Raw genomic sequence first — 26618 nt, forward strand, 5'->3', positions numbered from 1 at the left:
TGGTTATGAACGCGTTGCCGATCGCTCCCGAGGCCGCCGAACACTTCGTTCTCAGACGCATGTCGCTGCGTCATGCGCGGGTGCTGCTGGCCCTCAACGACACAGGCAACATCAGCGCGGCGGCCGATCAGTTGCACGTCACGCAGCCGGCGGTAAGCAAGACGCTGGCGGAACTGGAGCAGGGGCTGGGACAAACCCTGTTCCTGCGGCGCGGACGCAACATGCAGCTCACGCCGCTGGGCCGGCGGCTGCTGGCGCTGGCGCGCAAGCTCGATGGCGACGTGCAACGCGCCGCCGCCGATGTCGCCACGATGGTGCGCGGCGCGTCCGGCGAGGTGCGCATCGGTGCGACCAACGCGGCGCTCGCCCGTTTGCTGCCCATCGCGATCACGGCGATGAAGGCGGAGAACCCGGGCGTGACGCTGAGCGTGCGCACCCATGCGCTGCGCTCGCTGTTCACCGAGCTTCAGGCGGGCACGCTGGACCTGGTCGTGGCGCGGGCGATGCCGCAGGACGAGCCGCTCGGCCTGGTACGCGCCCCGCTGCTGCCGCAGCCCGAGGTGCTGACGATGAGCGCGCAGCACCCGCTCGCGCGCCAGCCGCGGCTGAGTTGGGAAACGCTCAGCCGGCAGCGCTGGATCTGGCAATTGCCCGGCACGCGCACCCGCACGCTGATGGACCGGCTCTGGCAGGAGATGGGGCTGGCGCCGCCGGCCGACCTGATCGAGAGCGGCGACGCGATGCTGGCGCTCGGCCTGATGCGTGAGATGCCGCTGGTGGCGGTGATGCCGCACGACATGGCGATGGCCGCGGCCAAGGGCGGCATCGTCGTGATGCTGCCGCACGCGGTGGACCTGGGCCTGGGCCCGATGAGCGTCTGGCACCAGCCCGGCATGCAGATCGAGGCGGTGGACCGGTTCCGGCAGCTGCTGGTCGAGATCGGCGGCGTGGAGGCGGCCGGCGCCTGATGCCAGGCCGGCCTGGCCGCCGCCGCCGCCTCAGGCGTAGTCCTCGGCGTCCGGATCGGTGGTCTCGAGCTCGTAGCTCGCCGCGAGCATCGCCAGGCGGCCGATGACGCCATACATGTAGAAGCGGTTCGGCGCGCTGGCGCCCGGCTTCTCGCCCGGCGCGGGCAAGTGCGAGGAGTGCGCGAACGCCAGCGGCACGAAGCGCGAGCCCGGCGCGTTCAGGTTCTCGTCCTCGCCGCGATCGGCGTGCACGCGGTAGAAGCCGCCGACCACGTAGCGGTCCATCATGTAGACGACCGGCTCGGCCACCGCTTCATGAATGCGCTCGTGCGTCGCCACGCCCTCCTGCACCAGCACCTGCGACAGCGCCGGCACGCCCTGCAGCTTCGCCAGCTTCTCGCGCGCCTTGATCGCCAGCGCGTCCAGGTCCTTCGCGTCGCGGATCGTCATCACGCCCAAGCCGTGCGTGCCGGCGTCCGGCTTGACGACGACGAAGGGCTTCTCCTGGATGCCGTATTCCTTGTACTTGCGGCGCGTGCGCGTCAGCGTCGCGTCGACCTGCGCCTGCAGCGCGTCGAGCCCGGCGCCGGTGCCGAAGTCCAGCCCGTCCACCGCGACCGAGTGCGGATAGATCAGCCACGGGTCCATGCCCAGCAGCTTGGCGAACTTCTTGGAGACCTCCTCGTAGGCGCGGAAATGCTGGCTCTTGCGCCGCGCGGCCCAGCCCGCGTGCAGCGGCGGCAGCAGGTACTGCTCGTGCAGGTGGGTCAGCATGTCCGGCACCCCGCCCGACAGGTCGTCGTTCAGCAGGATGGTGCAGGGATCGAAGTCCTTGAGCATCAGCCGCGAGCGCTGGCGCACCAGCGGCTCCAGCGTCAGCGCGCTGCCGTCGGGCAGCGCCATCGTCGTGGGCTCCTTGACCGACTCGTCCAGCGAGCCCAGCCGCACGTTCAGCCCGGCCATCGAGAAGATGCGCACCAGCGTCGCCAGGTTGGACAGGTAGAAGCTCGAGCGGTTCCTGGCCTCGGGCACCAGCAACAGGTTCTTGGCCTCGGGGCAGATCTTCTCGATCGCCGCCATCGCCGCCTGGACCGCCAGCGGCAGCATCTCGGGCGTCAGGTTGTTGAAGCCGCCGGGGAACAGGTTGGTGTCCACCGGCGCCAGCTTGAAGCCGGCATTGCGCAGATCGACCGAGCTGTAGAAGGGCGGCGTGTGCTCCATCCACTCGAGCCGGAACCAGCGTTCGATCGCCGGCATCGACTCGAGCACGCGCTGCTCCAGTTCATTGATGGGCCCGGTCAGGGCGGTGATGAGATGAGGGACCATGATGGGCGGCGCCTGGAACAGCCTGGGGGGCGGGTCTTCTGATTCTAGGCACGCCCACATGGGGGTTATCCGTGGCAACTCAAGAGGGGCCTCAGGAGATGCCGTACCCTCCCCCGCCGGGCGTGCGGATGACGAAGACGTCCCCCGGCGCCATCTCCACCTGCCCGATGTGGCCCAGCGGCTCCACGCGCCCGTCCGCGCGCTCGACCCGGTTCTCCCCGACCGCCCCCGGCTGCCCGCCGGCCATGCCGAAGGCGCCTGTGGCGCGGCCGTTGCTCAGGATGGAGGCGGTCATCGGCGTCAGGAAGCGCACGCGGCGCTCGCCGCCCTCCCCGCCGCGCCAGCGGCCGGCGCCGGCCGAGCCGCGCCGGATCTCATAGCTGTCCAGCCGCACCGGGAAGCGGAACTCCAGCACCTCCGGATCGGTCAGCCGCGAGTTGGTCATGTGGGTCTGCACCACCGAGGTCCCGTCGAAGCCCGGCCCGGCGCCGGAGCCGCCCGAGATGGTCTCGTAGTACTGATGCGTCGCGTCGCCGAAGGTGAAGTTATTCATCGTGCACTGGCCGGCCGCCATCGCGCCGAGCGCGCCGTACAGCGCGTTGGTCACGCACTGCGAGGTCTCGACGTTGCCCGCCACCACCGCCGCCGGGAAGCGCGGATTCAGCATGCAGCCTTCCGGCACGATCACCTCGATCGGCTTGAGGCAGCCCGCGTTGAGCGGGATCGCGTCATCGACCAGCGTGCGGAACACGTAGAGCACCGCCGCCATCGTGATCGACCGGGGTGCGTTGAAGTTGTTGGGCTGCTGCTCGCTGGTGCCGGTGAAATCGACCGTCGCCCGCCGCGCGGCCGTGTCCACGCGCACCGCGACATGGATGCGCGCGCCGTTGTCCAGCGCCAGCGTGAACGCGCCGTCCTTCAGCACCGGGATCACGCGCCGCACCGACTCTTCGGCGTTGTCCTGCACGTGGCGCATGTAGGCCTGGACGGTGGCGCGGCCGAACTGCGCCACCATCGCCTGCAGCTCCTGCACGCCCTTCTCGTTGGCCGCCACCTGGGCGCGCAGGTCGGCCAGGTTCTGCGCCGGATTGCGGCTCGGATGCGGCCCCGAGCGCAGCAGCGCCTGCAGCTCCGCCTCGCGCAGGCGGCCCTGCTCGACCAGCTTGAAGTTGTCGATCAGCACGCCCTCCTCGCCGATGTCGCGCGAGAACGGCGGCATCGAGCCCGGCGTGATGCCGCCGATGTCGGCATGGTGGCCGCGGCTGGCGACGAAGAACCCGGGGCGGACGTCGTCCTCGTCGAGGAAGACCGGCGTCACGACGGTGATGTCCGGCAGGTGCGTGCCGCCGTGGTACGGATCGTTGAGCACGTAGACGTCGCCGCGCGCCATGTCCGGGTTGCGCTCGATGACCGAGCGGATGGACTCGCTCATCGAGCCCAGGTGCACCGGCATGTGCGGCGCGTTGGCGATCAGCTGGCCCTGGCCGTCGAACAGCGCGCAACTGAAGTCCAGCCGCTCCTTGATGTTGACCGAGTGCGCCGTGTTCTGGAGCCGCAGGCCCATCTGCTCGGCGATGTTCATGAAGAGGTTGTTGAACACCTCCAGCACGACCGGGTCGGCCTCGGTGCCCAGCGCGCGGGTACGGGCGCGCTCGCGGATCCGCGTCAGCAGCAGGTCGCCCGAGGGCTGCAGCTCGGCGCGCCAGCCGGCGTCGACGACGGTCGTCGCGTTGCGCTCGGCGACGATGGCCGGGCCGTCGATGCGCGCGCCCGGGCTCAGCGCATCGCGGTGATGCAGCTCGGCATCGCGCCAGCCGGCGGGCTGGTCATCGGCGAGGCAGTACATGCGCACGCGCTCGAGCGGCTTCGGATGATGCGTGCTGGCGATGCCGGCCTGCGCCGGCGCCTCCAGCGACGCACCGGCGGCGAGCGCCTCGACCGACACCGCCTCGATCACCAGCGCCCGGTCCGGCATCAGGAAGGCGAAACGGCGGCGATAGGCCTGCTCGAAGGCTTCGCGGATCGCGGCGATCGCGGCCGGCGCGGGCTCGTCCAGCGGCAGCTGGCAGGTCAACGCCGTGTCCGTGCCCTGGTAGCGGACCTGCGCGCGCGCGATGGTCCGCAGCGCGCCCGCGGGCACGCCCTGGGATTCGAGTTCGCCGCCCGCCTGCGCGGCCAGCGCGAGGGCGGTCTCGCGCGCGGCCTGCAAGCCCTCCACGTCGAGCGCGCGCTCGATCGAGGCCTCGCGCATCGCGGTCTGGTCGGCCAGGCCCATGCCATAGGCGCTGAGCACGCCGGCGAACGGATGGGCCAGGATGCGCGTCATGCCGAGCGCGTCCGCGACCAGGCAGGCCGCCTGACCGCCCGCCCCGCCGAAGCACTGCAGCGTGTAGCCGGTGACGTCGTAGCCACGCGCCACCGAGATCCGCTTGATCGCGTTGGCCATCGCGCCGACGGCGATCTGCAGCGCGCCGGCGGCGGCGTCCTCCGCGCTCACGCGTCGGCCGCCCGCCGACATCTGCGCGGCCAGCGCGTCGAAGCGCGTCTTCACGGCCTCGCCGTCAAGCGGCTGATCCGCGCCAGGCCCGAAGACCTTGGGGAAATGCGCCGGCTGGATGCGGCCCAGCATCACGTTGGCGTCGGTGGTCGCGAGCGGCCCGCCGCGGCGGTAGCTCGCCGGGCCTGGATTCGCGCCGGCCGAGGCCGGTCCCACCCGCAAGCGCGCGCCGTCAAAGGCGATCACCGAGCCGCCGCCCGCCGCCACCGTGTGGATGCTCATCATCGGCGCGCGCATGCGCACGCCGGCGACCTCGGTGTCGAAGGCGCGCTCGAACTCGCCGGCGAAATGGCTGACGTCGGTCGAGGTGCCGCCCATGTCGAAGCCGATCACCTTGTCGTGGCCGGCCGCCTGCGCGGTGCGCACCATGCCGACGATGCCGCCGGCCGGCCCGCTCAGGATCGCGTCCTTGCCCTGGAAGCGCCGCGCCTCGGTCAGGCCGCCGGAACTCTGCATGAAGAACAGCCGCACGCCGGGCATCTCGGCCGCGACCTGGTCGACGTAGCGGCGCAGGATCGGGCTCAGGTAGGCGTCGACGACGGTCGTGTCGCCGCGCGGGATCAGCTTCATCAACGGGCTGACCTCGTGCGAGACCGAGATCTGCGTGAAGCCGATGTTCTGCGCGATGCGCTTGGCGGCCAGCTCATGCGCCGGCGCCCGCCAGCCGTGCAGGAACACGATCGCGCAGGCGCGCAGGCCGGCGTCGAAGGCCGATTGCAGCTCGGCGCGCAGCGCGGGCTCGTTCAGCGGCTCGATCTCGGCGCCCTGCGCGTCGACGCGCTCCTGCGCCTCGATGACGCGCTCGTACAGCAGCTCGGGCAGCTGGATGTGCCGCTCGAACAGCTTGGGCCGCGCCTGCGTGGCGATCCGCAGCGCGTCGCGGAAGCCGCGCGTCGTCACCAGCAGCGTGCGGTCGCCGCGGCGCTCCAGCAGCGCGTTGGTCGCGACCGTGGTGCCCATCTTCACGCAGTCGACGCGGTCGGCGGTGATGGGCTCGCCGGGCTTCAGGCTGAGCAGCCGGCGGATGCCCTCCACTGCCGCGTCGCGGTAGTGCTCGGGGTTCTCGGACAGCAGCTTGAGGGTGTGCAGCGCGCCGTCCGGCGCGCGGCCGACCAGGTCGGTGAAGGTGCCGCCGCGGTCGATCCAGAACTGCCAGCGATCGGAGGTGGGGGTGGCTTGCATCGTGAGATCCAGGAATCGAGGGAGGTCGTCGGGGCCGTTGCGAAGGCGCTCAGGCGGCGGCCGGGGCCAGCTCGCGGCCGCGGGTCTCGGGCAGCGCCAGCGCGGCGGCGATCACCAGCCCGTAGCAGAGCGCCGCCATCCAGCCCAGCGTCTGGCCCAGCGGGTACTGCGTGCTGAAGTGGCCGATCAGCGCCGGACACGCGGCGCCCAGCGCCCGTCCGATGTTGTAGCAAAAGCCCTGGCCGGAGCCTCGCACGTCGCTGGGAAACAGTTCCGCGAGGAAGGCGCCCATGCCGGAGAAGATGCCCGACAGGAAGAAGCCGAGCGGGAAGCCCAGCACCAGCATCAGGGCGTCGGTGATCGGCATCTGCGTGTAGGCCAGCACCAGCACGCCGCCCATCAGCGCGAACAGCATGAAGCAGCGGCGCCGGCCGATGGCATCGCACAGCCAGGCGCTGGTCAGGTAGCCGGCGAAGGAGCCCGCGATCAGCACCAGCAGGTAGCCGCTGGTGCCGAGCACCGACAGGTGGCGCTCGGTCTTGAGGAAGGTCGGCAGCCAGGTCGTCACCGAGTAGTACGCGCCCTGCATGCCGGTGGCCAGCAGGCTGGCCAGCACCGTGTTGCGCAGCAAGTCCGGCGAGAAGATCCGCAGGAAGCTGGCGCGCTGCCCGCGCGCCTTGGCGCGGGCCTGCTCGGCCAGGTAGACCGGCGGCTCGTCGAGGTTGCGGCGGATGTACAGGATCAGCAGCGCGGGCAGGATGCCGATCCAGAACAGCACCTTCCACGCGGTCTCCGGCGGCAGCGCCGAGTACAGGCCCCAGAACGCCAGCGCCGAGCAGGCCCAGCCGATCGCCCAGCTGCTCTGCACCAGGCCGGCCGCCTTGCCGCGATGCTTCGCGCTGATCGTCTCGGCGATCAGCACCGAGCCCACCGCCCATTCGCCGCCCATGCCGAAGCCCTGCATCGCGCGGGTGAAGAACAGCTGCTCGAACGAGGTGGTGAAGCCGCTCAGGAAGGTGAAGAGCGCGAACCACAGCACCGTCCACTGCAGCACGCGCACGCGGCCGTAGCGGTCCGCGAGCACGCCGGCCGCCCAGCCGCCGACCGCCGAGGTCAGCAGCGCGCCGGTCGCGATCGCGCCGGCCTGGCCCTTGCTCATGCCCCAGGCCGCGATCAGCGTCGGAATGAGGAAGGTGTAGATCATGTAGTCGAAGCCGTCGACGGCGTAGCCGGCGAAGGTCGCGGTGAGCGTGCGCCGCTCGGAAGGCGTGGTGTCTCGGAGCCACATCTGGGATTCCCCTTGGTCGTGGTGGAAGCGCGATCAGGAACGGATCAGGCCTGGATCAGGCGGCGGCCAGGTCCCGGTTCAGCAGGTCGGTGACCAGCATGTAGCCCGGCGCATGCGTGATGCAGAACGGCGGGCGCGCCGTGGCGATCGCCGATTGGGGCGTCACGCCGCAGGCCCAGAAGACCGGCAGCTCGCCGTCGCGGATGTCGACGGCATCGCCGTAGTCCGGGCGGTCGATGTCGCGGATGCCGATGCGCGCGGGATCGCCCAGGTGCAGCGGCGCGCCATGCACCTGCGGCAGCCGCGAGGTGATCTGGATCGCGCGGATGGCGTCGGCGGCATTGAGCGGCCGCATCGACACGACGGTCGGGCCGCGGAACACGCCGGCCGGCTGCGTCTCGATGCTGGTGCGGTACATCGCGACATTGCGGCCCTGCGCCACGTGGCGCAGCGGGATGCCCTCGGCCAGCAGCGCGTGCTCGAACGAGAACGAGCAGCCGATGACGAAGGCGACCAGGTCGTCGCGCCACCACGCGCGGACGTCGGCGGGCTCGTCGACGAGCTCGCCGTCCCGCCACACGCGGTAGCGCGGCAGGTCGGTGCGCAGGTCGAGATCGGCGCCGAGCGCCGCCAGCGACGGATCCCCGGGCTCGCTCACGCCGAGCAGCGGACAGGCCTTCGGATTCAGCTCGCAGTAGCGGCGGAAGTCGTCGGCAAGGGACGCCGGCAGGATCGCCAGGTTGCCCTGCACGAACTCGGAAGCCAGTCCGCTGGTGTGGCCGGTGAAGCCGCCACGGCGCGCGGCAAGGCGGACATCCAGCGCGCTGGACGCGGCGTCGAGATCGAGGCTGTCGGTCGAGGAGGTCATGGCGGGATCGCAGGGGCTGTCGGACGATGCGGCGGATTGTGAGAGCCGTCCGCCTTCGTGATCCAACGGAAATTTTGCGCGTCGCGTCATCGATTTTTTCGATGACGACAGCGGCGCTTCCGCTTAGCGCCGATGCGCCGCCGATGCCATGCGGGCTTTCCCGGACGGCTTCTGCCGGGCCACGAAGTCCAGCGCGGAAGCCAGCACCGTCTCGGTGAGCTGCGAGCTCGGATCCTCGCGGTAGCTGGCGTGGATCGGCAGCGCGACGAGCGCGGCATCGCTGCGCAGCACCCGCAGCGAGAGCCGCCTGGCGAGCTGCTCCGCGACGGCCACCGGCAGCGTCGCGACACCGAAGCCGCCCTCCACCAGCTGCACCATCGCCGAGATCGACGAGATCGCATGCACGCGCGGCAGCGGCAGGCCGGACTCCTGGAACATCTGCAGCAGCGCCTGATGCGGCTGCGAGCCGCGCTGGAAGGTCAGCAGGTCATGCCCCGCGAGATCGGACAGCCTGTAGCGCCGCTTGGTGTGCAGGTCCGCCCGGCCGACGAATCCCATCGGCATCGGCGCCATCGCGCGGGTGCGCACGCCGCCGGCATCGGCGGCCGGGATCGCGGCGAACACCAGGTCTTGCGCGCCGCGGCGGATCTGGTCCACCAGCACCGGCGAGGTCTCCACCGTCAACTCCAGCTCGAAGTCGGGATTCGCGGCACGCATCTCCTGCAGCCAGCCCGTCAGCCAGCTGTGCACCACCGACTCGATCGCGCCGATGCGCAGCACCACCGGCCGGCCGGCGCCCCCCGTCCCGCCCCCCATTTCCTCCTTCACCTGGCGCTGCACGTCCAGCAGCCGCTGCGCCAGCGTGTGGAAACGCTGGCCCGCCACCGTCAGGCGGAACTGCTTGTCGCGACGGTCCAGCAGCACCACGCCCAGCTCCTCCTCGAGCGAGGCGATGCGGCTGGACAGCGCGGACTGCGTGAGATGCAGCTTCTCCGCCGCGCGCGTCACGCTGCGCAAGGAGGCTGCCCAGTGGAAGGCTTCGACAAAGCGGAGATTCATGGCGGCGGATTATGGGCAGCCCCAAAAAAAAGGCCGCCCCGAAGGGCGGCCTGAGCGTTTGCAGGAGCGTTCGATTTACTTGTGATATGCGGTCTCGCCGTGGGCCGAGATGTCCAGGCCTTCGCGTTCTTCCTCTTCGGTGACGCGCAGGCCGATGACCAGGTCCACGACCTTGAAGCCGATCACCGAGACCACGCCCGACCACACGATGGTCACCAGCACGGCCTTGCCCTGCGTCAGGACCTGCGAGGCGATCGAGTAGGCATCCGCCGTGATCATCGACGCGGTGACCCAGTCGCCGACAGCCGACGGGCCGCCCAGGCCCGGCGCGTTGAAGACACCGGTCAGCAGCGCGCCGACGATGCCGCCCACGCCGTGCACGCCGAAGACGTCCAGCGAGTCGTCCGCGCCCAGCAACTTCTTCAGGCCCGACACGCCCCACAGGCAGGCAAAGCCGGCGATCAGGCCGATCACCAGGCCGCCGCCGATGCCGACGTTGCCCGCGGCCGGCGTGATGGCGACCAGGCCGGCCACCGCGCCCGAGGCGGCGCCCAGCATCGAGGCCTTGCCCTTGAGCAGCGCTTCACCCACGCACCAGGCCAGCACGGCGGCTGCCGTCGCGAAGAGTGTGTTGATGAAGGCCAGCGCGGCGAAGCCGTTGGCTTCCAGCGCCGAGCCGGCGTTGAAGCCGAACCAGCCCACCCACAGCAGCGCGGAGCCGACCATCGTCAGCGTCAGGCTGTGCGGCGTGAAGGCCTCCTTGCCGTAGCCGATGCGCTTGCCCACCATGAAGGCGCCCACCAGGCCCGCGACGGCGGCGTTGATGTGCACCACGGTGCCGCCGGCGAAGTCCAGCGCGCCCCACTGCCAGATCAGGCCGGCCTTGCTGTTCATCTCGTCCACGACGGCGGTCGAGGTGTACGCATCCGGGCCCATCCAGAACCAGACCATGTGGGCCATCGGCGCGTAGCTGAAGGTGAACCAGATGACCATGAACAGCAGCACCGCGCTGAACTTGATGCGCTCGGCGAAGGCGCCGACGATCAGGCAGCAGGTGATGCCGGCGAAGGTCGCCTGGAACGCGGCGAAGACGATCTCCGGGATCACCACGCCCTTGCTGAAGGTCGCGGCGTTGGCGAAGGTGCCGGCGGCGTTGTCCCAGATGCCCTTCATGAACAGCCGGTCGAAGCCCCCGACGAACTTGTTGCCCTCGGTGAACGCCAGGCTGTAGCCGTACAGGGCCCACAGCACCAGGATCAGCGAGAAGGTCACCATCACCTGCATCAGCACCGACAGCATGTTCTTGCTGCGGACCAGGCCGCCGTAGAACAGCGCCAGGCCGGGGACGGTCATCAGGATCACCAGCAGGGTGGAGACCAGCATCCAGCTGACGTCACCCTTGTTGGGCACCGGCGCGGGCGCGGCGGCGGAAGCGGCTTCGGCGGGCGCCGAGGCGGCCGGCGCGGTGGCCGGGACCGCCGCGGCGGCAGCGGGGGCGGCCGTGCCGCTGGCGGCGGCCACGGGCGCGGAAGCCGCGTCCTGCGCCATGGCGGCGGGGACCGCTCCGGCAAAGGCCGCCGCGGCCAGGGCCAGGCAGGCGAGTAGTTTCTTCATGATCGGGACTCTCTTCGTTGGATCTTGGGGATCAGCGGGAGCGGCCTCCCTCGGTGGCCGCGGCGGGATCGGGGGGTCGCCGTCAGGCGCCGGTCAGGCCGGGGTCAGAGCGCGTCCTGGCCGGTCTCGCCGGTGCGGATGCGGATGACCTGGTCCAGCGGGGAGACGAAGATCTTGCCGTCGCCGATCTTGCCGGTGCGGGCGGCACCCTCGATGGCCTCGATGACCTGCTCGACGACGCCGTCGGCGACGGCGGCTTCGATCTTCACCTTGGGCAGGAAGTCGACGACGTACTCGGCGCCGCGGTAGAGCTCGGTATGGCCCTTCTGGCGGCCGAAACCCTTGACCTCGGTGACGGTCAGCCCCTGGACGCCGATGGCGCTGAGCGCCTCGCGGACTTCATCCAGCTTGAAGGGCTTGATGACGGCGGTGATCAGTTTCATGCGGATGCTCCTCAGAAGACCTTCTTGACCGACAGGACCACGCCGGTCTTGCCCAGGTCCTTGCCCTTGCCGCCGATGTAGGCGTCGGTGCTGGTGGCGACGACCCCGAGGCCGAAGGTGAAGCCTTCGAAGTCCTTGTTCGCGGTGAGCGAGTAGTCCGTGTAGCTGGCCTCGCTGTTGTGGTTGACCTTCTGGTGGCCGACGTGCGGCGTCAGCGAGAAGCCGCCGCCGACGTCGAAGGTGGCGCTCAGGTCGAGGTAGCCGCTGTTCTTCGAATCGGCGAAACCGAACAGGTTGCTGATGCTGTGCGAGTACTTCAGCGTGGCCGGGCCATAGGAGACAGCGCCGTAGAGCTCGTTGGTGTTGGCGCTGGTGGGGAGCTTGTTGCTCGGGTAGTTGTAGCGCAGGAAGCCCACGTCGACGGTGAAGCCGCCGCCGACTTCGGTCTTGTAGCCGGCATAGGTGTCGATCTCGACGTCGGCGTCGCCGCCGCTGTCCTTGATCCACTTGATCGTCGAGGCCCAGGCGCCGATGTAGAAGCCGCTCGAATGGGCGTAGTCGACGCCGCCCTGCAGCGCGGGCTTGAGCCGCGTCTGCGAGATGCCGCGATAGCGGTAGTCGGAGGTGACGCTGACGTTGAAGGACAGCGGATTGGTCTCTTCCGCGAACGCCGGAAGGGCGGTGGCGGCGACGAGGCTGACGACGGCGGCGGCGCGGAGGGCGGCGAGGGGCTTCATGCGCGAGGGCTCCTGAATTTAGGGGACGATCCGGGACGACTGCTTCCGGACGGGCTTTGCAGCTTTTGTGCCAAGCGCACATCCGCCTCGAAAGAGCCCCAAACCGGCCCGCGGCCCCAAGAATGGGGAGCGGCCCGCCCCGTCAAGCGTCAGAACGCACCAAAAACATGCGCGGCCGGGGGAGGGGAGAACCCTTGAAACGCCCCAACAGGGTGCTAGGCGTGAAATGGGTCACTGGAGACACTGCCGGCCTGTTGAACCGAACGAGTGCGGAGGGCAGGCGAATGCAGGGGAATGAGCAGCCGGTCGCGTGGAACGATGCGCCGGATCCTCGTGAGCAAGCGGCCAACCGTTTTGCCGCCAGCCTCCTGGTGCCCACGGAAGACCGGCGATGGGGCGTACTCAACGGCCTGCCCAAACGCTGAGCGCGCGGTGATCACCGTGGCGATGTCCCTGTCCATCATCCACAGCCGCGCGCTCGACGGTCTGTCCGCCGCGGCGGTCGATGTGGAGGTGCATCTGGCCAACGGCCTGCCGAGCTTCACGCTGGTCGGCCTCGCCGACCTCGAGGTGAAGGAATCCCGGGAACGCGTGCGCGCCGCGCTGCAGAGCAGCGGCCTCGAGTTCCCCGCCAACAAGCGCATCACCGTCAACCTCTCGCCCGCGGACCTGCCGAAGGAAGGCGCGCGCTTCGACCTGCCGATCGCGCTCGGGCTGCTGGCCGCGAGCGGCCAGATCGACGACGCGATGCTTGCCAACATCGAATGCGCCGGCGAGCTCGGCCTGTCCGGCGAGTTGCGGCCGGTCAAGGGCGCGCTCGCGATGGCCCTCGCGCTGCGAGCCGCCAAGCTCGATCGCGAGCTCATCCTGCCGCGCGGCTGCGCCGACGAGGCGGCCCTGGTGCAGGGCCTTGTCGTGCGCGAGGCCGCGCATCTGCTCGACCTCGTGAACGCGCTGCAGCCTCGCAGCGAAGCGCCATTGCCCCGCGTGGCGCGTACCCCGCCGCCGCCGGGCGACACGCTCCTCGACCTGCGCGACATCAAGGGCCAGACCGGACCGAAGCGGGCCTTGGAGATCGCGGCCGCGGGCGGTTTGAGCGTGCTGCTCGTGGGCCCGCCGGGCACCGGCAAGTCCATGCTCGCGCAGCGGCTGCCCACGCTGCTCCCGCCCCTGTCGGAAAGCGAGGCCCTCGAATCGGCGGCCTTGCTCAGCGCCAACGGCCAGTTCCGGCCGTCGCTCTGGGCGCGCCGTTCGTTCCGGGCGCCGCACCACAGCGCCTCGGCCGCGGCCCTGATCGGCGGAGGCTCCCCGCCCCGCCCCGGCGAGATCACGCTCGCCCAGCACGGCGTGCTCTTCCTCGATGAACTGCCTGAGTTCCAGCGCATGTCGCTCGAGGCCCTGCGCGAGCCGCTCGAGACCGGACGCGTCCACATCTCGCGCTCCGCCCACCAGGCCGAGTTCCCCGCGCGCTTCCAGCTGATCGCGGCGATGAACCCCTGCCCTTGCGGCCACCTCGGCAATCCGCACAAGGCCTGCCGATGCTCGCCGGATCAAGTCACGCGCTACCAGAACCGGTTGTCGGGACCGCTGCTCGATCGCATCGACCTGACCGTCGAAGTCCCGGTGCTGGCGGCCGCCATCCTCTCGGCCGCGCCTGATGGCGAGACCAGCGCGACGGTGGCGGCGCGCGTCGCCGCGGCCCGGGAACGCGCCCTCGCGCGACAGGGCTGCGCCAACGGCCAGCTTGAGGCGGCGAGGCTTGATGAGCACCTCGCACTGATGCCCGAGGCCGAAACGATCCTGCATCGCGCCTCGACCCGGCTCGCCTGGTCGGCGCGCAGCTTCCATCGCGTACTGCGCATCGCGCGCACGGTCGCGGACCTGGCGGGCTGCGACACCGTCTCCGCGCTGCACGTCGGCGAGGCGATCCAGTGGCGCCGCGCGCTCCCCGGCCGCGAGGATTGAGGACGCGGTCATGCCCGTCGCCACCAATGAAAAAGCGCCGGTCCAGGCCGGCGCTTCTTCGTTCGGTTCGCGCGAACCGCCTGGTCCGCGCGACGCGATTACTGGCGAACCAATTGACCGTCGCTCACGCGGACGATGTCGCCGTTCTGCACGCCCGGGTCGTGGCTGAAGGTCATCGTGCGGTTGGTCTGGTCGGCGTTGCGCATCTTCACCACCCAGACGGTGGTGCTGCGCTGGCGCTTCTCGATCTCGTTGCCGGCGTAGCCGCCCGCGACCGCGCCACCCACCGTGGCGATCTTCTTGCCGGTGCCGCCGCCGATGGCGCTGCCCAGCAGGCCGCCAACCACCGCGCCACCCACCACGCCGATGCCGGTGCCCTGGCCTTCACGGGCCTCGGTCCGCACCGACAGCACCGTCGCGCAGGAGGCGCACAGACGCGAATCCGCTTGCGCCGTGCCCGCCTGGCCGTTGTTGTCCGCGTAGCCGCTGGAGCCGCTGTCGCGCGCCGGCTGCTGCGAGGCGCGGTGCGTGTCATTCGCGCGGCGCTCCTGCGATGGGCGGGACATCGTGTCCTCGGCGGAGCGGCGCGCCGCGCGGGCCTCGTCCGCGGATTGCTGCGGGTCGTTCACCGCGGCGACCGGGCCCTCGGGCATCGACGGCGCGGACTGATGCCGCCCCGCGAAGAAGGCCGCCACGACCAGCACGGCCGCCCCAACGGCACCCGCCGCGATCTTGTGATTGGTATTCAACGCCATGATTCACCTCTTATGGTTTACCCCTACTCCGAGGGATGAACGAAGAATGCCACGCTGTTACAAGTGGCGGTTCCCCGTTCCTGTTCCGTTTGTAAAGGGCTGAAACAAACCCTGTAGGACAAGGCCGCGTCCCGCGCTTTTCGTTGCGCGGCGGCCTCATTCCGGAGGTGTGGCCGTCAGCCGAGCAGCGGCGCCAGCGCCCGCTGCGCATCCGCCTGGTCGAGCGCCATGCGCGCCGCCCAGTCGGCGACCTGGTCGTCGCCGATCCGGCCGACGTTGAAGTACGAGGCCTCCGGATGCGAGAAATAGAAGCCGCTGACGCTGGCCGCCGGCGTCATCGCCATGCCCTCGGTCAGCGCCATGCCGATGTCCTCGGCCTGCAGCACGCGGAAGAGATCGCGCTTGACCAGGTGATCCGGGCAGGCCGGATAGCCGGGCGCCGGGCGGATGCCGCGGTAGGCCTCGGCGATGAGCTGCTCGTTGCTGAGCGCCTCATCCTGCGCATAGCCCCAGAACTCCTGCCGCACCCGTTGATGCAGGCGCTCGGCGAAGGCCTCCGCCAGGCGGTCGGCCAGCGCCTTCAGCATGATCGCGGAGTAGTCGTCCAGGTCGGCGATGAACTGCTGCTCCTTCTTCTCCACGCCCAGGCCCGCGGTGACCGCGAACAGGCCGATGTAGTCCGGCACCGTGCCCTTGGCGGCGATGTAGTCGGCCAGCGCGCGGTTGGGCCGGCGCACGCCGTCCACCACCGGACGCTCCGACTGCATGCGCAGTCCGCGCCAGGTCATCAGCACCTCGGCGCGCGACTCGTCGCTGTAGATCTCGATGTCGTCGTCGTTCACCTGCGCGGCGGGGAACAGGCCCATCACGCCGCTGGCCGTCAGCCAGCGGCCCTCGATCAGCCGCTGCAGCATCCGCTTGCCGTCGCTGAAGACGCGCTGCGCCTCGGTCCCGACGATCTCGTCCTTGAGGATGGCCGGGAACGGGCCGGCCAGATCCCAGGTCTGGAAGAACGGGCCCCAGTCGATGCACTGCGCCAGTTCGGCCAGGTCGTAGTTGCGGAACTGGCGCCGTCCGATGAAGCGCGGCACCGGCGGCGTGTAGGTCGTGAAATTGGCGCGCGCCTTGTTCTCGCGCGCCTGCGCCAGCGTCACCAGCGGCGTCTGCTTCTTGTTGGCATGGAGCTGGCGGACCTGCTCGTAGTCCGACTTCAACTCGTCGATGAAGCGCGTGGCGCGTTCGTCGGACAGCAGGTCGGCGCACACGCCCACCGAGCGCGACGCGTCGGGCACGTAGACCACCGGCCCCTCGTAGTGCGGCGAGATCTTGACCGCCGTGTGCACGCGGCTGGTCGTCGCGCCGCCGATCAGCAGCGGGATCTTCTTCACGCGGAAGTAGTCGTCGCGCTGCATCTCCGAGGCGACGTGCTGCATCTCCTCCAGGCTCGGCGTGATCAGCCCCGACAGGCCGATGATGTCCGCGCCCTCGACCTTCGCCTTGGCGAGGATGTCCTGGCACGGGACCATCACGCCCATGTTCACGACCTCGAAGTTGTTGCACTGCAGGACCACCGTGACGATGTTCTTGCCGATGTCGTGCACGTCGCCCTTCACCGTCGCGATGACGATCTTGCCCTTGGAGCGCACATCCGCGCCCGCGGCCGCCATCAGCCGCTTCTCTTCCTCGATGTAGGGCACCAGGTGGGCCACCGCGGACTTCATCACCCGCGCGCTCTTGACCACCTGCGGCAGGAACATCTTGCCCGCGCCGAACAGGTCGCCGACGACATTCATGCCGGCCATCAGCGGCCCCTCGATGACATGCAGCGGCCGGCCGCCCCTGGCGCGGATGCCCTGCCAGGCTTCCTCGGTGTCCTCGACGATGAAATCGGTGATGCCGTGGATGAGCGCATGCGACAGGCGCGCGTCGACGTCGCCCGCGCGCCAGGCCAGCTTGGCGCTGTCGTCCTTGGCCGCGCCCTTGACCGACTCGGCCACCTCGAGCAGCCGCTCGGTCGAATCCTCGCGGCGGTTCAGCACCACGTCCTCGACGCGCTCGCGCAGGTCGGCGGGAATCTCGTCATAGACGCCGACCATGCCGGCGTTGACGATGCCCATGTCCATGCCGGCCTGGATCGCGTGGTACAGGAAGACCGTGTGGATGGCCTCGCGCACCGGCTCGTTGCCGCGGAAGCTGAAGGACACGTTGGACACGCCGCCGCTGACCTTGGCGCCGGGCAGGTTCCGCTTGATCCAGCGCGTGGCCTCGATGAAGTCGACCGCGTAGTTGTTGTGCTCCTCGATGCCGGTGGCGATCGCGAAGATGTTGGGGTCGAAGATGATGTCCTCGGGCGGGAAGCCGATCTCGTCGACCAGCAGCCGGTAGGCGCGCGCGCAGATCTCGGTCTTGCGCTGGTAGGTGTCGGCCTGGCCGGTCTCGTCGAAGGCCATCACCACCGCCGCGGCGCCGTAGCGCCGGATCAGCCTGGCCTGGCGGCGGAACTCGGCCTCGCCCTCCTTCAGCGAGATCGAGTTGACGATGCCCTTGCCCTGGATGCACTTCAGGCCGGCCTCGATCACCTCCCACTTGGACGAGTCGATCATGATCGGCACGCGCGCGATCTCGGGCTCGGAGGCGATCAGGTTGAGGAAGCGGACCATCGCGGCCTTGCTGTCCAGCATGGCCTCGTCCATGTTGATGTCGATGACCTGGGCGCCGTTCTCGACCTGCTGGCGGGCGACGCTCAAGGCCTGCTCGAAATCGCCGTTCAGGATCATCCGCGCGAAGGCCTTGGAGCCGGTGACGTTGGTGCGCTCGCCGACGTTGACGAACAGCGTGCCGGCGCCGATGTTCACCGGCTCCAGGCCGGAAAGCTTCATCGGCGGCACGGCCGGCGCGTAAGGAGCGGAGACGTCGTCTGAAGGGGTGGCGGACATGGCGGCGGGCTCTTCGAGTCGGGAACGAGAGACGGGGCCGCGCAACTCACCGCAACCCCGCGGCAGGCGGGACGGTGAGCGCCGTTGTTGGACGCGCCGCGGGATCTGGCGCGCCGTTCCGAGCCTGGCGGGCACCCGGATGACGGGACCTGTCGCAACGCTCCTCGGAAACCTTCGCCCCGGCGATGCCGCGAACGCGGCATGGTCGAGGGCGGAAACGGCGTGCATTCTACCGGTTGGGCCCGGGTTTGTTCGTGCCGCATTGCCCGGCCGCGCGGCGCGCGCGCCTATGCTCGCGCCCAAACGACAACGAACGGGAAGACGGCGTGGACCTGGTCCAACTTCCTCCAAACAGCCTGCGCGTGGGACAGGTGCTGACGTTCTCGCTGCGCGACGCGGCGGGTCATCTGCTGTTCGCCTCCGGGCATCCGCTGCCCGACACGCCGCAGGTGCGCGAGCTGCTGGCCCGCGGCCCCTGGGTGCAGGCGCACGAGACACGCGAATACCAGCGCGCGCTGGCCCACAAGCTCGACACGATGATGCTGCAGGGCGCGTCGCTGTCGGCGCTCGCCGGCGCCAAGGCCGACTACAAGCCCACCCGCCCGATGCCCTTGCCGTCGCAGGCCGGTCCCGCGCACGCGGCCGTCTGGGCCGACCTGCAGTGGCACGCGCAGCAAGTGCTGCGCGACCCGCAGCGGCCCGACTTCCTGCTGCGCCTGACGCAGCTGCTGGACACGGTGCTGGCGCGCCTGACGCCGCAGCCGGACGCGGCGCTGGCGGTGCTGATCCATGACGCCGCGCAGGAGCCGCTGCACTACAGCGCGCGCCATGCGCTGCTGTCGCTGGTGCTGGCGGAGATGACCACGCGCCAGCTCGGCTGGGGCGAAGTCCGCCGGCGCACGCTCGGCCTGGCGGCGCTGACGATGAACCTGGACAGCGGCTCGCGGCAGGACCAGCACGCGCTACGCGCCGAGGCGCTGGGCGATGCGCAGCGCGAGGCGCTCGCCGGGCACGGCGACCGGGCCGCGGCGACGCTGCGCGAGATCGGCGTGGACGATGACGACTGGCTCGCCGCCGTGCGTCTGCATCACGACGCCGGGCCCGGGCCGCTCGCCGGCCGCTGCGACGGCGAGTTGATGGCGCGCCTGCTGCGCCGCATCGATGTCTACGGCGCGCGGCTGAGTCCGCGGCGCAGCCGCCGGGCGCTGTCCGCGGGCCAGGCGGCGCGGGCCGTCTACCTCGATGAACGCCAGCAGCCGGACGAGGCCGGGGTCGCGCTGATCAAGGCGGTGGGGCTCTATCCGCCGGGCTCGCTGGCGCAGCTGGCCAATGGCGAGCAGGGCATGGTGCTCAAGCGCGGCCACAGCGCCAACGAGCCGCTGGTGGCGGCGCTGGTCGGACGCAGCGGCACGCCGCTGACGGTGCCGGTGCTGCGCGACACGCGGCTGCCGGCGCAGGCCATCACGGCCAGCCTGGCGCCGCACGAGATCCGCCTGCGCATCCACATGGACGCGATGCTCAAGCTCTACTGAGCTGGACTGCCCGGCCGCTGCCCCCCCTGCCCTCACCCCCACCCTCTCCCGCAAGCGGGCCGGGGGGTAAGAGCCGGACGTCGTAGTAAACCCCCTCGCCCCAGCGGGGAGAGGGAGGGGAGAGGGGGCTCGTGCCACAGCGCTGCTGCCCTTCGAAGCACCCCCTCTCCCCTGCCCTCTCCCCCCTCGCGGGGGGCGAGGGAGTTGGTCAGCAGCAGCGCTTGACACGGTTGCTCCCCCGCAAGCGGGCGAGGGAGCGGGAGGGATCAGGCCTCTTCGGCCACCAGGTCGCTGAACAGCCGGCTGCCCCAGCGGCGCGGCCGGTAGGCCGAGACCTTCTGCGCGATCGCGCGGATGTGGTCCGGCGTCGTGCCGCAGCAGCCGCCGGCGATGTTCAGGAAGCCGGCGGCGGCGAACTCGCCCACCAGCCGGCCGGTCACGTCGGGCGTCTCGTCGAACCCGGTCTCGCTCATCGGGTTGGGCAGGCCGGCGTTCGGGTAGCAGGAGATCGGGGTGTCACCGGCCGCCTTCGAGAGCTCCTCGATGTAGGGCCGCATCAGCGCCGCGCCGAGCGCGCAGTTCAGCCCGATCGCCAGCGGCCGCGCGTGCCGCACCGAGTGCCAGAACGCGGTCACCGTCTGCCCCGACAGGATGCGGCCCGACGCGTCGGTCACCGTGCCCGAGATGATCACCGGCAGGCGCTCGCCGGTGTCCTCCATCAGCTCGTCAACGGCGAAGATCGCCGCCTTGGCGTTCAGCGTGTCGAAGATGGTCTCGATCAGGAACAGGTCGACGCCGCCTTCCAGCATCGCCTTGGCCTGCTCGTAGTACGCCGTGCGCAGCGTGTCGAAATCGATGTTGCGGGCGCCCGGGTCGTTGACGTCGGGGCTGATCGACGCGGTGCGCGGCGTCGGGCCCAGCGCGCCCGCCGCGAAGCGCGGCTTGTCCGGCGTGCTGAACGCGTCGCAGGCCTCGCGGGCCAGCCGCGCGGCGGCGACGTTCATCTCGTAGGCGTAGGCCTGCAGGCCGTAGTCCTCCTGCGCGACGGTGGTCGTGCCGAAGGTGTTGGTCTCGATGATGTCGGCGCCGGCCTCGAGGTACTGCCGGTGGATTTCGCCGATGACCTCGGGCTTGGTCAGCACCAGCAGGTCGTTGTTGCCCTTCAGGTCCTTGGGATGATCGGCGAAGCGCGTGCCGCGGAAGTCGGCCTCGGTCAGCTTGTAGCGCTGGATCATCGTGCCCATCGCGCCGTCCAGCACGGCGATGCGTTGCGCCAGGATGGCGGGCAAGGCGGCGCCGCGGGTGTAGGCGATGGCGGGACGGGCGGGAGTCGGGGCGTTCATGGGAGGCGATTGTAAAAAATCGCGCCCTGCCCCAGCCTTCTCATCCGCCAAAGACCTTCTTCAGGATGGCGCTGCCGGTGCCCACCGGATCCTGGCGGATCTTCTTCTCCTCCTGGCCGATCATGAAGTACAGCCCGTCCAGCGCCTTGCCGGTGACGTAGGACTGCAGGTTGGCGTCCTCCTTGCGGATCAGCCCGAAGCCCATGGCCTTGCCGGCCACCGCGTTGTACTTCTCGCTGAGCGACTGGCGCTCGGTCGCGCGGGTCACGATCGGCAGGAACTTCGTGGTCAGCGGCTCGCGGGTCTTCTCCTCGAAGAACTGCGTCACCGCGTTGTCGCCGCCGCGCACGACGCGCACCGCGTCCTCGACGCTGATGTTGCGCACCGTGCTGACCAGCAGCTGGCGGGCCTCGGGCATCGCCTGCTCGGCGGCGCGGTTCATCGAGGTCACGAGCTCGTCGATGCGGCGGCCCTGGCCGGTGCTGCGCAGCAGCCGCGCGGCGTCCTTCAGCGCGCCGGGCAGCTCGATGCGCACCTGCGGATTGCCCAGGAAGCCATCGGTGCGCCCGAGGTTGGTCAGTGCCGCCTGGGCGCCGCGCTCCAGCGCCGCGCGCACGCCGGAAGCGGCATCGCCTTCGCTCAGGCTGAAGGCCATCGCCCAGGGCGAGGCGCAGCCCGCGCCCAGCAACGCGATCAGCTCACGTCGAAGCAGGTTCATCGAGATCTCCTTCATGGGGGGTCGCCGGGGCGGCATCGTCGTCGGCGTGGCCGTCCCTGCCGGCGCCGCCATCCACATCGGCCGAGGCGGCATCTTCCGATTCGGCGAGGTCCATGTCGATGGCGCCGAACGGTCCCGGGCCGTCGCCGAGCTTGAACTCGATGCGCAGGCTGTCGCCGGCCTCGAGCGCGATCACCTTGCCGATCACCGGCGATCCCGCGCCGACCAGCGTCCCCGCGCGCAGCGGCCGGTTGCGGACCGCCTCGGCGAGCAGGTCGCCGAAGGACCATTGCATGCCGGTCTTCGCATCGACCACCGCCTGCTTGCGCCCGTTGCGCATGAACTGCAGCTGCAGCGCCGCGCGGCCCAGGTACCAGGCGCCGGGCAATTCGTCCGGCGTCACCGCCACCGGCGCGAACTGCAGCGCCGGCCGGCTGTGCAGCGCGGGCCAGCCGCTCGCGAGTTCCTCCTGCTGCACGGGCCGCAGCACCCAGTCGCTCACCAGCATCAGCAGCCGGACCGATTCCAGCGCCTGCGACGGCACCGCGCCCTGCGCCAGGTCGCCGGTCAGCACGGCGAGCTGCGCCTCCGGCTCCAGGCCGGGCGCGCGCAGGTCCAGCGCCTGGGCGGGGCCCAGCAGCGCCTCCGCGCCGCCGGCGCGCAGCAGCGGCGCGCTCAGGCGCTCCGGCCAGGCCAGGCCGCGCTCGCGCAAAGCCTTGCCCTGGTCCGGATAGGCCTCGCCGGCGATCCAGCCGGCTAGCCGCGGCAGCGGCGCCGCGCACTGCTTCGGATCGAAGGCGAACGCATGCCGGGCGCGCCCCTGGTTGAGCTGCTGGGACAGCGACTCCAGCTGCGGCGCCATGAAGTTCCAGTCGTCGAGCACCTGCTGCAGGCGCGTCGCGATGCCGTTGGCATAGCATGCCTGGCTCAGGTCGCGCGACACGACCACCAATTGGCCGTCGCGGGACCCGTCGCGGTAGGTAGCGAGTTTCATTGTTGTGATCGGACAGTCATTCGTCGGGCGAGCGGTGGCGGCATTGTCGCCTCAGGACCGGACCGCCCTGGCGGTGGCGCTGGCCGGCGCGCTCGCGCTGCACGTGGCGGCGCTGGGCGCGCTGGTGCCTCGCCCGGCGCCCCGCGCGGTGGCGGCGCCGGCGGTGACCGCGCGCCTGGCCGGCGTACCGCCGCCGCTCTCCGCGCCGGCGCCAAAGCCGCGCGAGCCGAAGCCGGTCACGCGAGCCGCCGCCGGGCAGCGGTCCGCGCCTGCCCGACTCGACGATGCATCGCCCCCTGCCCCGCTCGAGACCCGGCCCGTGCCCGCGCTGCTCGCGCTGCCGCTGCGCGGTGAAGGCACCCTCGCCTACGCTTTCGTCATCGACGGCCAGCCCGGCGAAGCGGCGCTGGATTTCCGCATCGAGGATGGCCGCTATGCATTGACCCTCGAGCGCCGCGCCGGCGATCGCGAGCTGCCGGTGTGGCACAGCGAGGGCCGCGCCGGCGCGCAAGGCTTGCAGCCGGAACGGCACCGCGTGACGCGGCGCGGCCGCGAACGCGAGCTGCTGATCTTCGACCGGGAGGCCGCCCCGCCGCGTCTGCTCGTAGGCGGACGCGCCTTTGCCCTGTCGGCGGGCACGCAGGACCGGCTGTCGTGGTGGCTGCAGCTCGCCGCGATGATGGCGGCCGAGCCCGCGCCCCACCTGGGCCTGCGGCTGCGCGTGCCGGTCGCGGGTCCGTCCGGCGTGCACGACTGGGATTTCGAGGTGATCGCGCGCGATGGCGACCGTTGGCTGCTGCGGCGCGACTGGTCCCGCGGAGCGGGCCAGGTGGCCTTGCAGTGGTCGGCCTGGCTCGACGGCCAGCGCGGATTCCTGCCCGTTGAGCTGCGTTTCAGCCTGGACGACGACGAGCAGTGGGCGCTCCGCTTGCTGGACTGACGGACAGGTCCCGCGCGCATGCCGGATCGACGACGGCCGTGTGTGCGCGCGTGACGATTCGTGAATCCGTGAAACCCTGTGCGGTTGGCACCACAAATGCATGGGCCCTCGCGCATCCGGTCCGGCAAGTTCTGCCACCATGGGGTCATGGCCTGGTTGGGAGCGATGGGGCTTGAATCCATCGCGTCAGGCCATAACTCCTCAGCAAAGGAGTCTTTCATGCACATGCTCTACGACTCACCGAGCTACATCGTCGTCCAGTTCGATGTGCCGGTCGCCCTGTCGCCCGGCGATGCCGCGCACGCCGCCCAGGCCGAGCGCGACGACCTGCCAGCGCTGCAGCGCGATGGCTTCGAGATCGTCGACAAGTTCACCCGCAAGGAAATCTTCATCGAAGGCGCGCTCGCCCAGACCTTCCAGGAAGGCGTCGAGGCGCTGATCGAGCAAGGTCCCGACGTCGATGACCTCGACGCCTTCATCGCGCAGTATGCGAACCTGGGACAGCAGCCCGTCATCATGCATTGAGCCTGGCGAGGCCCGGGGCTTGTCCTGAGCCTGCCACTGCGCCAAGATCGTGCGGCCGCGCACCGCCCTGGACCGCGCGGCAGGCGGCGCCCGGGTCCGGGGCCATGTCGTCACCGCTCGCCCCGAGCCCGCATCGATCGACCCATGGCCAAGCGCGCGCCCGCACCGCTGCTGTCCCCGGGGCTGTCCGACAGTCCGGTGCTGGATCGCATGTGCTCGCACTTCGTGCTGACGCTGACGGTCCGCCACGCCAACCGCTTCAATCCCCGCCGCGATCTCAGCGGCCTGCTTGCCCTCACCGCCCGCCACCTCGTCTGGCCGCCCGCCGTGCTCGCGCGGCTGCGCGCCTATCTCGCGCGGCGCTGCGAGGGACATTCGCTGTGGGCCGGGCATGAACGGCTCGGCGATGCCGCCTTCCTCGCCCGCCACGGCATCTGGCGCGGCCCGTTCGCCGAGGCCACGCTGTTCTTCTACCTCGACGAGTACATCAAGGACGCGCCCAAGGACCTGCTCGCGCTGCTGTCCTGCACCTGCGAGGCGCTCGAGCGCCAGCTGCAGAGCCAGTCCACGCTGGTCGAGCAGAACATCGACGTGCTGGGGCGGCTGCTGCAGCTCAATGCCGCTGAACGCGCGCTGCTGCTCTACGGCACGCTGGCGCGCTATCAACGCGAGCTGCGCGGCGCGCTGGTCGAGTTCAAGGTGAACACCGCGCAGGAGGCCTTCGCCGCGATCGCGGAAGTGGCCGGCGTCGATGCGCACGAGGTCGCCGAGGCGCTGCGCGCCGGCTCGCGGCTGGAGCGCGTGGGCATGATCGAGAACCTGATCGCCGAGCACAACATCACCGACCTGTCCGACCTGATGAAGGTCAGCGAGCAACTGCCGCCGGTGCTGATGCGCGCCTACGACGGCCCGCAGGACCTGATGGCGGTGTTCACGCGCCCGGTGGCGCCGAGCCCGCTGCAGCGCAGCGATTTCGACTTCATCGCCGAGGACGTGGGCATCCTCGCGACGCTGCTGCGCAACGCCGTCGCGCAAGGGCAGCACGGCGTCAACGTGCTGGTCTACGGCCCGCCCGGCACCGGCAAGACGGAGCTGGCCAAGGTCGCCGCGCGCGAGGCCGGCCTGACGCTCTACGAGGTCGAGTACGCCGACCGCGACGGCAACGCGCTGAGCGGCCGCGACCGCTACCGCTCGCTGCAGATCAGCCAGGTGTTCCTGAAGGCGAGCCGCGACGTGGCGCTGCTGTTCGACGAGGTCGAGGACGTGTTCCCGCACCTGAGCGGCGACGCCGCGCACCTGATGGCGCGGCTGGACGCGGCGCTCGAGATGCCGGCGCCGATGGCCGTCAACGGCAAGGCCTGGGTCAACCAGATCCTGGAGAGCAACCCGGTGCCGGTGCTGTGGATCACCAACCGCATCGAGCACATCGACCCCGCGTTCCGGCGCCGCTTCCAGTACCACCTGGAGCTGACCTCGCCGCCGCCCGGCGCGCGGCTGGGGCTGGTGCGCAAGGCGCTCGAGGAACTGGCGGTGCCGGAGGGCTTCGCCGAACGCCTGTCCGAGCGCCGCGGCCTCACGCCGGCGCAGGTCCGCACTGCGGTGCGTTTCGCGCGCCTGGCCGCGGCGCGGGCGCCGGACGGCGCCGCGCCCGATGCGGCCGAGAACGAACGCCTCGTCAGCCGGCAGCTGCTGCACGCCGACAAGGCGCTCGGCCAGGGGGACGCGGCGCCCAGGGCGCGGCCGGTGGCGCCGCGCTACTCGCTGGACCTGATCCATTGCGAATGCCGCTTCGCGCTGCCCCGGCTGATCGAGGCGCTGCGCCGCCGCGGCATGGGCACGCTGTGCTTCCACGGACCGCCGGGCAGCGGCAAGACCGCGCTGGCCGAGCACATCGCGTCGGAGCTGCAACGGCCGCTGATGGTGCGGCTGGCCAGCGACCTGATGTCCAAGTACGTCGGCGAGACCGAGCAGCACATGGCGCGCATGTTCGAGGCCGCCGCCGCCGAGGGCGCCGTGCTGCTGCTCGACGAGGCCGACAGCTTCCTGCGCAGCCGCCGCATGGCGGAGCGGCATTACGAAGTCAGCGAGGTCAACGAGATGCTCGCCGGCATGGAGCGCTTCGCCGGGCTGTTCATCTGCACGACCAACGCCTTCGACGATCTCGACGAGGCGGCGCTGCGCCGCTTCGGCTTCAAGATCCGCTTCAAGCCGCTGCGGCCGGACCAGCGCCTGACGATGTTCGAGCGCGAGCTGGGCGTGCCGCCCGCTGCCGGGCACGCCGACCGGCTGGGCCTGCTGGACCAGTTGACGCTGGGCGACTTCGCCGCGGTGCGGCAGCAGGCCGAGATCCTGGGCGAGGCGCTGTCGCCGGACGAGTTCATGACGCTGCTCGAGGCCGAGCACCGGGTGAAGCCGGAGGTCCGGCAGCGCCGGCCGATGGGCTTCCGCGCCGGCGAGACCTGACCCCCTTCTTGCATCCTCGCGGGGGCGACGGAGTGCCTTTCGGCAGCGCTCGCTCCGTCTTACCCCCTCGCGAGGGCGAGGGAGCTCCTTTCGGCAACGCTCACTCCGTCTTACCCCCTCGCCCCAGCGGGGAGAGGGGGGGGAGAGGGGGCTCGTGCCACAGCGCTGCTGCCCTTCGAAGCACCCCCTCTCCCCTGCCCTCTCCCCCCTCGCGGGGGGCGAGGGAGTTCTTGCCGGCAGCGCTCGCTCGTTCCTACACCCTCGCCCCAGCGGGGAGAGGGAGGGGAGAGGGGGCTCGTGCCACAGCGCTGCTGCCCTTCGAAGCACCCCCTCTCCCCTGCCCTCTCCCCCCTCGCGGGGGGCGAGGGAGTTGTGGCGCCGCTGGCCTGCCATGTTCTATGGCAT

19 protein-coding genes and 1 riboswitch are annotated in these 26618 nt (G+C 70.7%); of the genes, 6 read left to right on the forward strand and 13 right to left on the reverse strand.

The window, feature by feature from the left end; all coding sequences use genetic code 11:
* The first annotated feature begins 5 nt into the window (after positions 1 to 5).
* Positions 6 to 968, forward strand: coding sequence for a LysR family transcriptional regulator (locus ACEN96_RS00590; protein ID WP_495586116.1), 963 nt, complete (start codon positions 6 to 8; stop codon positions 966 to 968).
* 30 nt (positions 969 to 998) lie between these two features.
* Here the strand turns inward: ACEN96_RS00590 and gshA are convergent, their stop codons facing one another.
* From gshA to ACEN96_RS00630, 8 genes are all read right to left on the reverse strand, one after another.
* Positions 999 to 2294 carry a glutamate--cysteine ligase gene (gshA, locus tag ACEN96_RS00595; protein ID WP_495586117.1) on the reverse strand — a complete coding sequence of 432 codons (1296 nt, stop codon included), beginning with the start codon at positions 2292 to 2294 and terminating at the stop codon, positions 999 to 1001.
* A gap of 91 nt (positions 2295 to 2385) precedes the next feature.
* Entirely contained in the window at positions 2386 to 6033 is a 3648-nt protein-coding gene (locus ACEN96_RS00600; RefSeq protein ID WP_495586118.1) for a hydantoinase B/oxoprolinase family protein, read from the reverse strand.
* 49 nt (positions 6034 to 6082) lie between these two features.
* Positions 6083 to 7321: an MFS transporter gene (locus tag ACEN96_RS00605; RefSeq protein ID WP_495586119.1), complete on the reverse strand. Its 1239-nt coding sequence runs from the start codon at positions 7319 to 7321 to the stop codon at positions 6083 to 6085.
* Between the two features lie 55 nt (positions 7322 to 7376).
* Complete coding sequence (locus ACEN96_RS00610) at positions 7377 to 8189, reverse strand: putative hydro-lyase (protein WP_495586120.1); 813 nt, start codon at positions 8187 to 8189, stop codon at positions 7377 to 7379.
* Between the two features lie 123 nt (positions 8190 to 8312).
* Positions 8313 to 9248 (reverse strand): LysR family transcriptional regulator, encoded by a 936-nt coding sequence (locus ACEN96_RS00615; RefSeq protein WP_495586121.1) that lies wholly within the window; start codon positions 9246 to 9248, stop codon positions 8313 to 8315.
* Between the two features lie 75 nt (positions 9249 to 9323).
* Positions 9324 to 10862: an ammonium transporter gene (amt, locus tag ACEN96_RS00620; protein WP_495586122.1), complete on the reverse strand. Its 1539-nt coding sequence runs from the start codon at positions 10860 to 10862 to the stop codon at positions 9324 to 9326.
* A 104-nt stretch (positions 10863 to 10966) separates the two neighbouring features.
* Positions 10967 to 11305 carry a P-II family nitrogen regulator gene (glnK, locus tag ACEN96_RS00625; protein ID WP_343635713.1) on the reverse strand — a complete coding sequence of 113 codons (339 nt, stop codon included), beginning with the start codon at positions 11303 to 11305 and terminating at the stop codon, positions 10967 to 10969.
* A gap of 11 nt (positions 11306 to 11316) precedes the next feature.
* The gene (locus tag ACEN96_RS00630) at positions 11317 to 12042 is read right to left on the reverse strand and encodes a TorF family putative porin (RefSeq protein ID WP_495586123.1); all 726 of its coding nucleotides are present in this window, start codon (positions 12040 to 12042) and stop codon (positions 11317 to 11319) included.
* Between the two features lie 447 nt (positions 12043 to 12489).
* On the opposite strand from ACEN96_RS00630, the gene ACEN96_RS00635 reads away from it, so the two are divergent.
* Positions 12490 to 14007, forward strand: a complete 1518-nt coding sequence (locus ACEN96_RS00635; RefSeq protein ID WP_495586124.1) for a YifB family Mg chelatase-like AAA ATPase — start codon at positions 12490 to 12492, stop codon at positions 14005 to 14007.
* 98 nt (positions 14008 to 14105) lie between these two features.
* Here the strand turns inward: ACEN96_RS00635 and ACEN96_RS00640 are convergent, their stop codons facing one another.
* Positions 14106 to 14762, reverse strand: coding sequence for a glycine zipper 2TM domain-containing protein (locus ACEN96_RS00640; protein ID WP_495586125.1), 657 nt, complete (start codon positions 14760 to 14762; stop codon positions 14106 to 14108).
* 176 nt (positions 14763 to 14938) lie between these two features.
* Positions 14939 to 17698, reverse strand: coding sequence for a methionine synthase (gene metH, locus ACEN96_RS00645; RefSeq protein ID WP_495586126.1), 2760 nt, complete (start codon positions 17696 to 17698; stop codon positions 14939 to 14941).
* 69 nt (positions 17699 to 17767) lie between these two features.
* Positions 17768 to 17870, reverse strand: a riboswitch (S-adenosyl-L-homocysteine riboswitch).
* Between the two features lie 154 nt (positions 17871 to 18024).
* Between metH and ACEN96_RS00650 the strand changes: the two genes are divergently transcribed.
* Positions 18025 to 19230 (forward strand): HD-GYP domain-containing protein, encoded by a 1206-nt coding sequence (locus ACEN96_RS00650; protein WP_495586127.1) that lies wholly within the window; start codon positions 18025 to 18027, stop codon positions 19228 to 19230.
* A 266-nt stretch (positions 19231 to 19496) separates the two neighbouring features.
* On the opposite strand, the gene ACEN96_RS00655 is transcribed toward ACEN96_RS00650, so the two are convergent.
* The 3 genes from ACEN96_RS00655 to ACEN96_RS00665 are packed head-to-tail and all read right to left on the reverse strand — an operon-like array spanning position 19497 to position 22285.
* Positions 19497 to 20573, reverse strand: a complete 1077-nt coding sequence (locus ACEN96_RS00655) for a homocysteine S-methyltransferase family protein (RefSeq protein ID WP_495586128.1) — start codon at positions 20571 to 20573, stop codon at positions 19497 to 19499.
* Between the two features lie 40 nt (positions 20574 to 20613).
* Positions 20614 to 21291: a DUF4197 domain-containing protein gene (locus ACEN96_RS00660; protein ID WP_495586129.1), complete on the reverse strand. Its 678-nt coding sequence runs from the start codon at positions 21289 to 21291 to the stop codon at positions 20614 to 20616.
* Positions 21272 to 22285: a fumarylacetoacetate hydrolase family protein gene (locus ACEN96_RS00665; protein WP_495586130.1), complete on the reverse strand. Its 1014-nt coding sequence runs from the start codon at positions 22283 to 22285 to the stop codon at positions 21272 to 21274. The genes ACEN96_RS00660 and ACEN96_RS00665 overlap by 20 nt, the downstream gene beginning before the upstream one ends.
* Before the next feature lie 43 nt (positions 22286 to 22328).
* On the opposite strand from ACEN96_RS00665, the gene ACEN96_RS00670 reads away from it, so the two are divergent.
* From ACEN96_RS00670 to ACEN96_RS00680, 3 genes are all read left to right on the forward strand, one after another.
* A complete protein-coding gene (locus ACEN96_RS00670; protein ID WP_495586131.1) occupies positions 22329 to 23225 on the forward strand; it encodes a hypothetical protein in 897 nt (298 codons plus the stop codon).
* 219 nt (positions 23226 to 23444) lie between these two features.
* Positions 23445 to 23750 (forward strand): BTH_I0359 family protein, encoded by a 306-nt coding sequence (locus tag ACEN96_RS00675; RefSeq protein ID WP_495586132.1) that lies wholly within the window; start codon positions 23445 to 23447, stop codon positions 23748 to 23750.
* A gap of 144 nt (positions 23751 to 23894) precedes the next feature.
* Positions 23895 to 26213 carry an ATP-binding protein gene (locus ACEN96_RS00680; RefSeq protein WP_495586133.1) on the forward strand — a complete coding sequence of 773 codons (2319 nt, stop codon included), beginning with the start codon at positions 23895 to 23897 and terminating at the stop codon, positions 26211 to 26213.
* Positions 26214 to 26618: the final 405 nt, after the last annotated feature.

Source organism: Roseateles sp. Mitsp63, assembly GCF_059491535.1.

Coding starts and splice junctions, on each gene's coding strand:
- ACEN96_RS00615 (WP_495586121.1), bottom strand. CDS start 9,248: ATGAATCTCCGCTTTGTCGAAGCCTTCCACTGGGCAGCCTCCTTGCGC.
- ACEN96_RS00655 (WP_495586128.1), bottom strand. CDS start 20,573: ATGAACGCCCCGACTCCCGCCCGTCCCGCCATCGCCTACACCCGCGGC.
- amt (WP_495586122.1), bottom strand. CDS start 10,862: ATGAAGAAACTACTCGCCTGCCTGGCCCTGGCCGCGGCGGCCTTTGCC.
- ACEN96_RS00605 (WP_495586119.1), bottom strand. CDS start 7,321: ATGTGGCTCCGAGACACCACGCCTTCCGAGCGGCGCACGCTCACCGCG.
- ACEN96_RS00600 (WP_495586118.1), bottom strand. CDS start 6,033: ATGCAAGCCACCCCCACCTCCGATCGCTGGCAGTTCTGGATCGACCGC.
- ACEN96_RS00610 (WP_495586120.1), bottom strand. CDS start 8,189: ATGACCTCCTCGACCGACAGCCTCGATCTCGACGCCGCGTCCAGCGCG.
- ACEN96_RS00665 (WP_495586130.1), bottom strand. CDS start 22,285: ATGAAACTCGCTACCTACCGCGACGGGTCCCGCGACGGCCAATTGGTG.
- metH (WP_495586126.1), bottom strand. CDS start 17,698: ATGTCCGCCACCCCTTCAGACGACGTCTCCGCTCCTTACGCGCCGGCC.
- ACEN96_RS00675 (WP_495586132.1), top strand. CDS start 23,445: ATGCACATGCTCTACGACTCACCGAGCTACATCGTCGTCCAGTTCGAT.
- ACEN96_RS00635 (WP_495586124.1), top strand. CDS start 12,490: ATGTCCCTGTCCATCATCCACAGCCGCGCGCTCGACGGTCTGTCCGCC.
- ACEN96_RS00680 (WP_495586133.1), top strand. CDS start 23,895: ATGGCCAAGCGCGCGCCCGCACCGCTGCTGTCCCCGGGGCTGTCCGAC.
- gshA (WP_495586117.1), bottom strand. CDS start 2,294: ATGGTCCCTCATCTCATCACCGCCCTGACCGGGCCCATCAATGAACTG.
- glnK (WP_343635713.1), bottom strand. CDS start 11,305: ATGAAACTGATCACCGCCGTCATCAAGCCCTTCAAGCTGGATGAAGTC.
- ACEN96_RS00640 (WP_495586125.1), bottom strand. CDS start 14,762: ATGGCGTTGAATACCAATCACAAGATCGCGGCGGGTGCCGTTGGGGCG.
- ACEN96_RS00630 (WP_495586123.1), bottom strand. CDS start 12,042: ATGAAGCCCCTCGCCGCCCTCCGCGCCGCCGCCGTCGTCAGCCTCGTC.
- ACEN96_RS00660 (WP_495586129.1), bottom strand. CDS start 21,291: ATGAACCTGCTTCGACGTGAGCTGATCGCGTTGCTGGGCGCGGGCTGC.
- ACEN96_RS00590 (WP_495586116.1), top strand. CDS start 6: ATGAACGCGTTGCCGATCGCTCCCGAGGCCGCCGAACACTTCGTTCTC.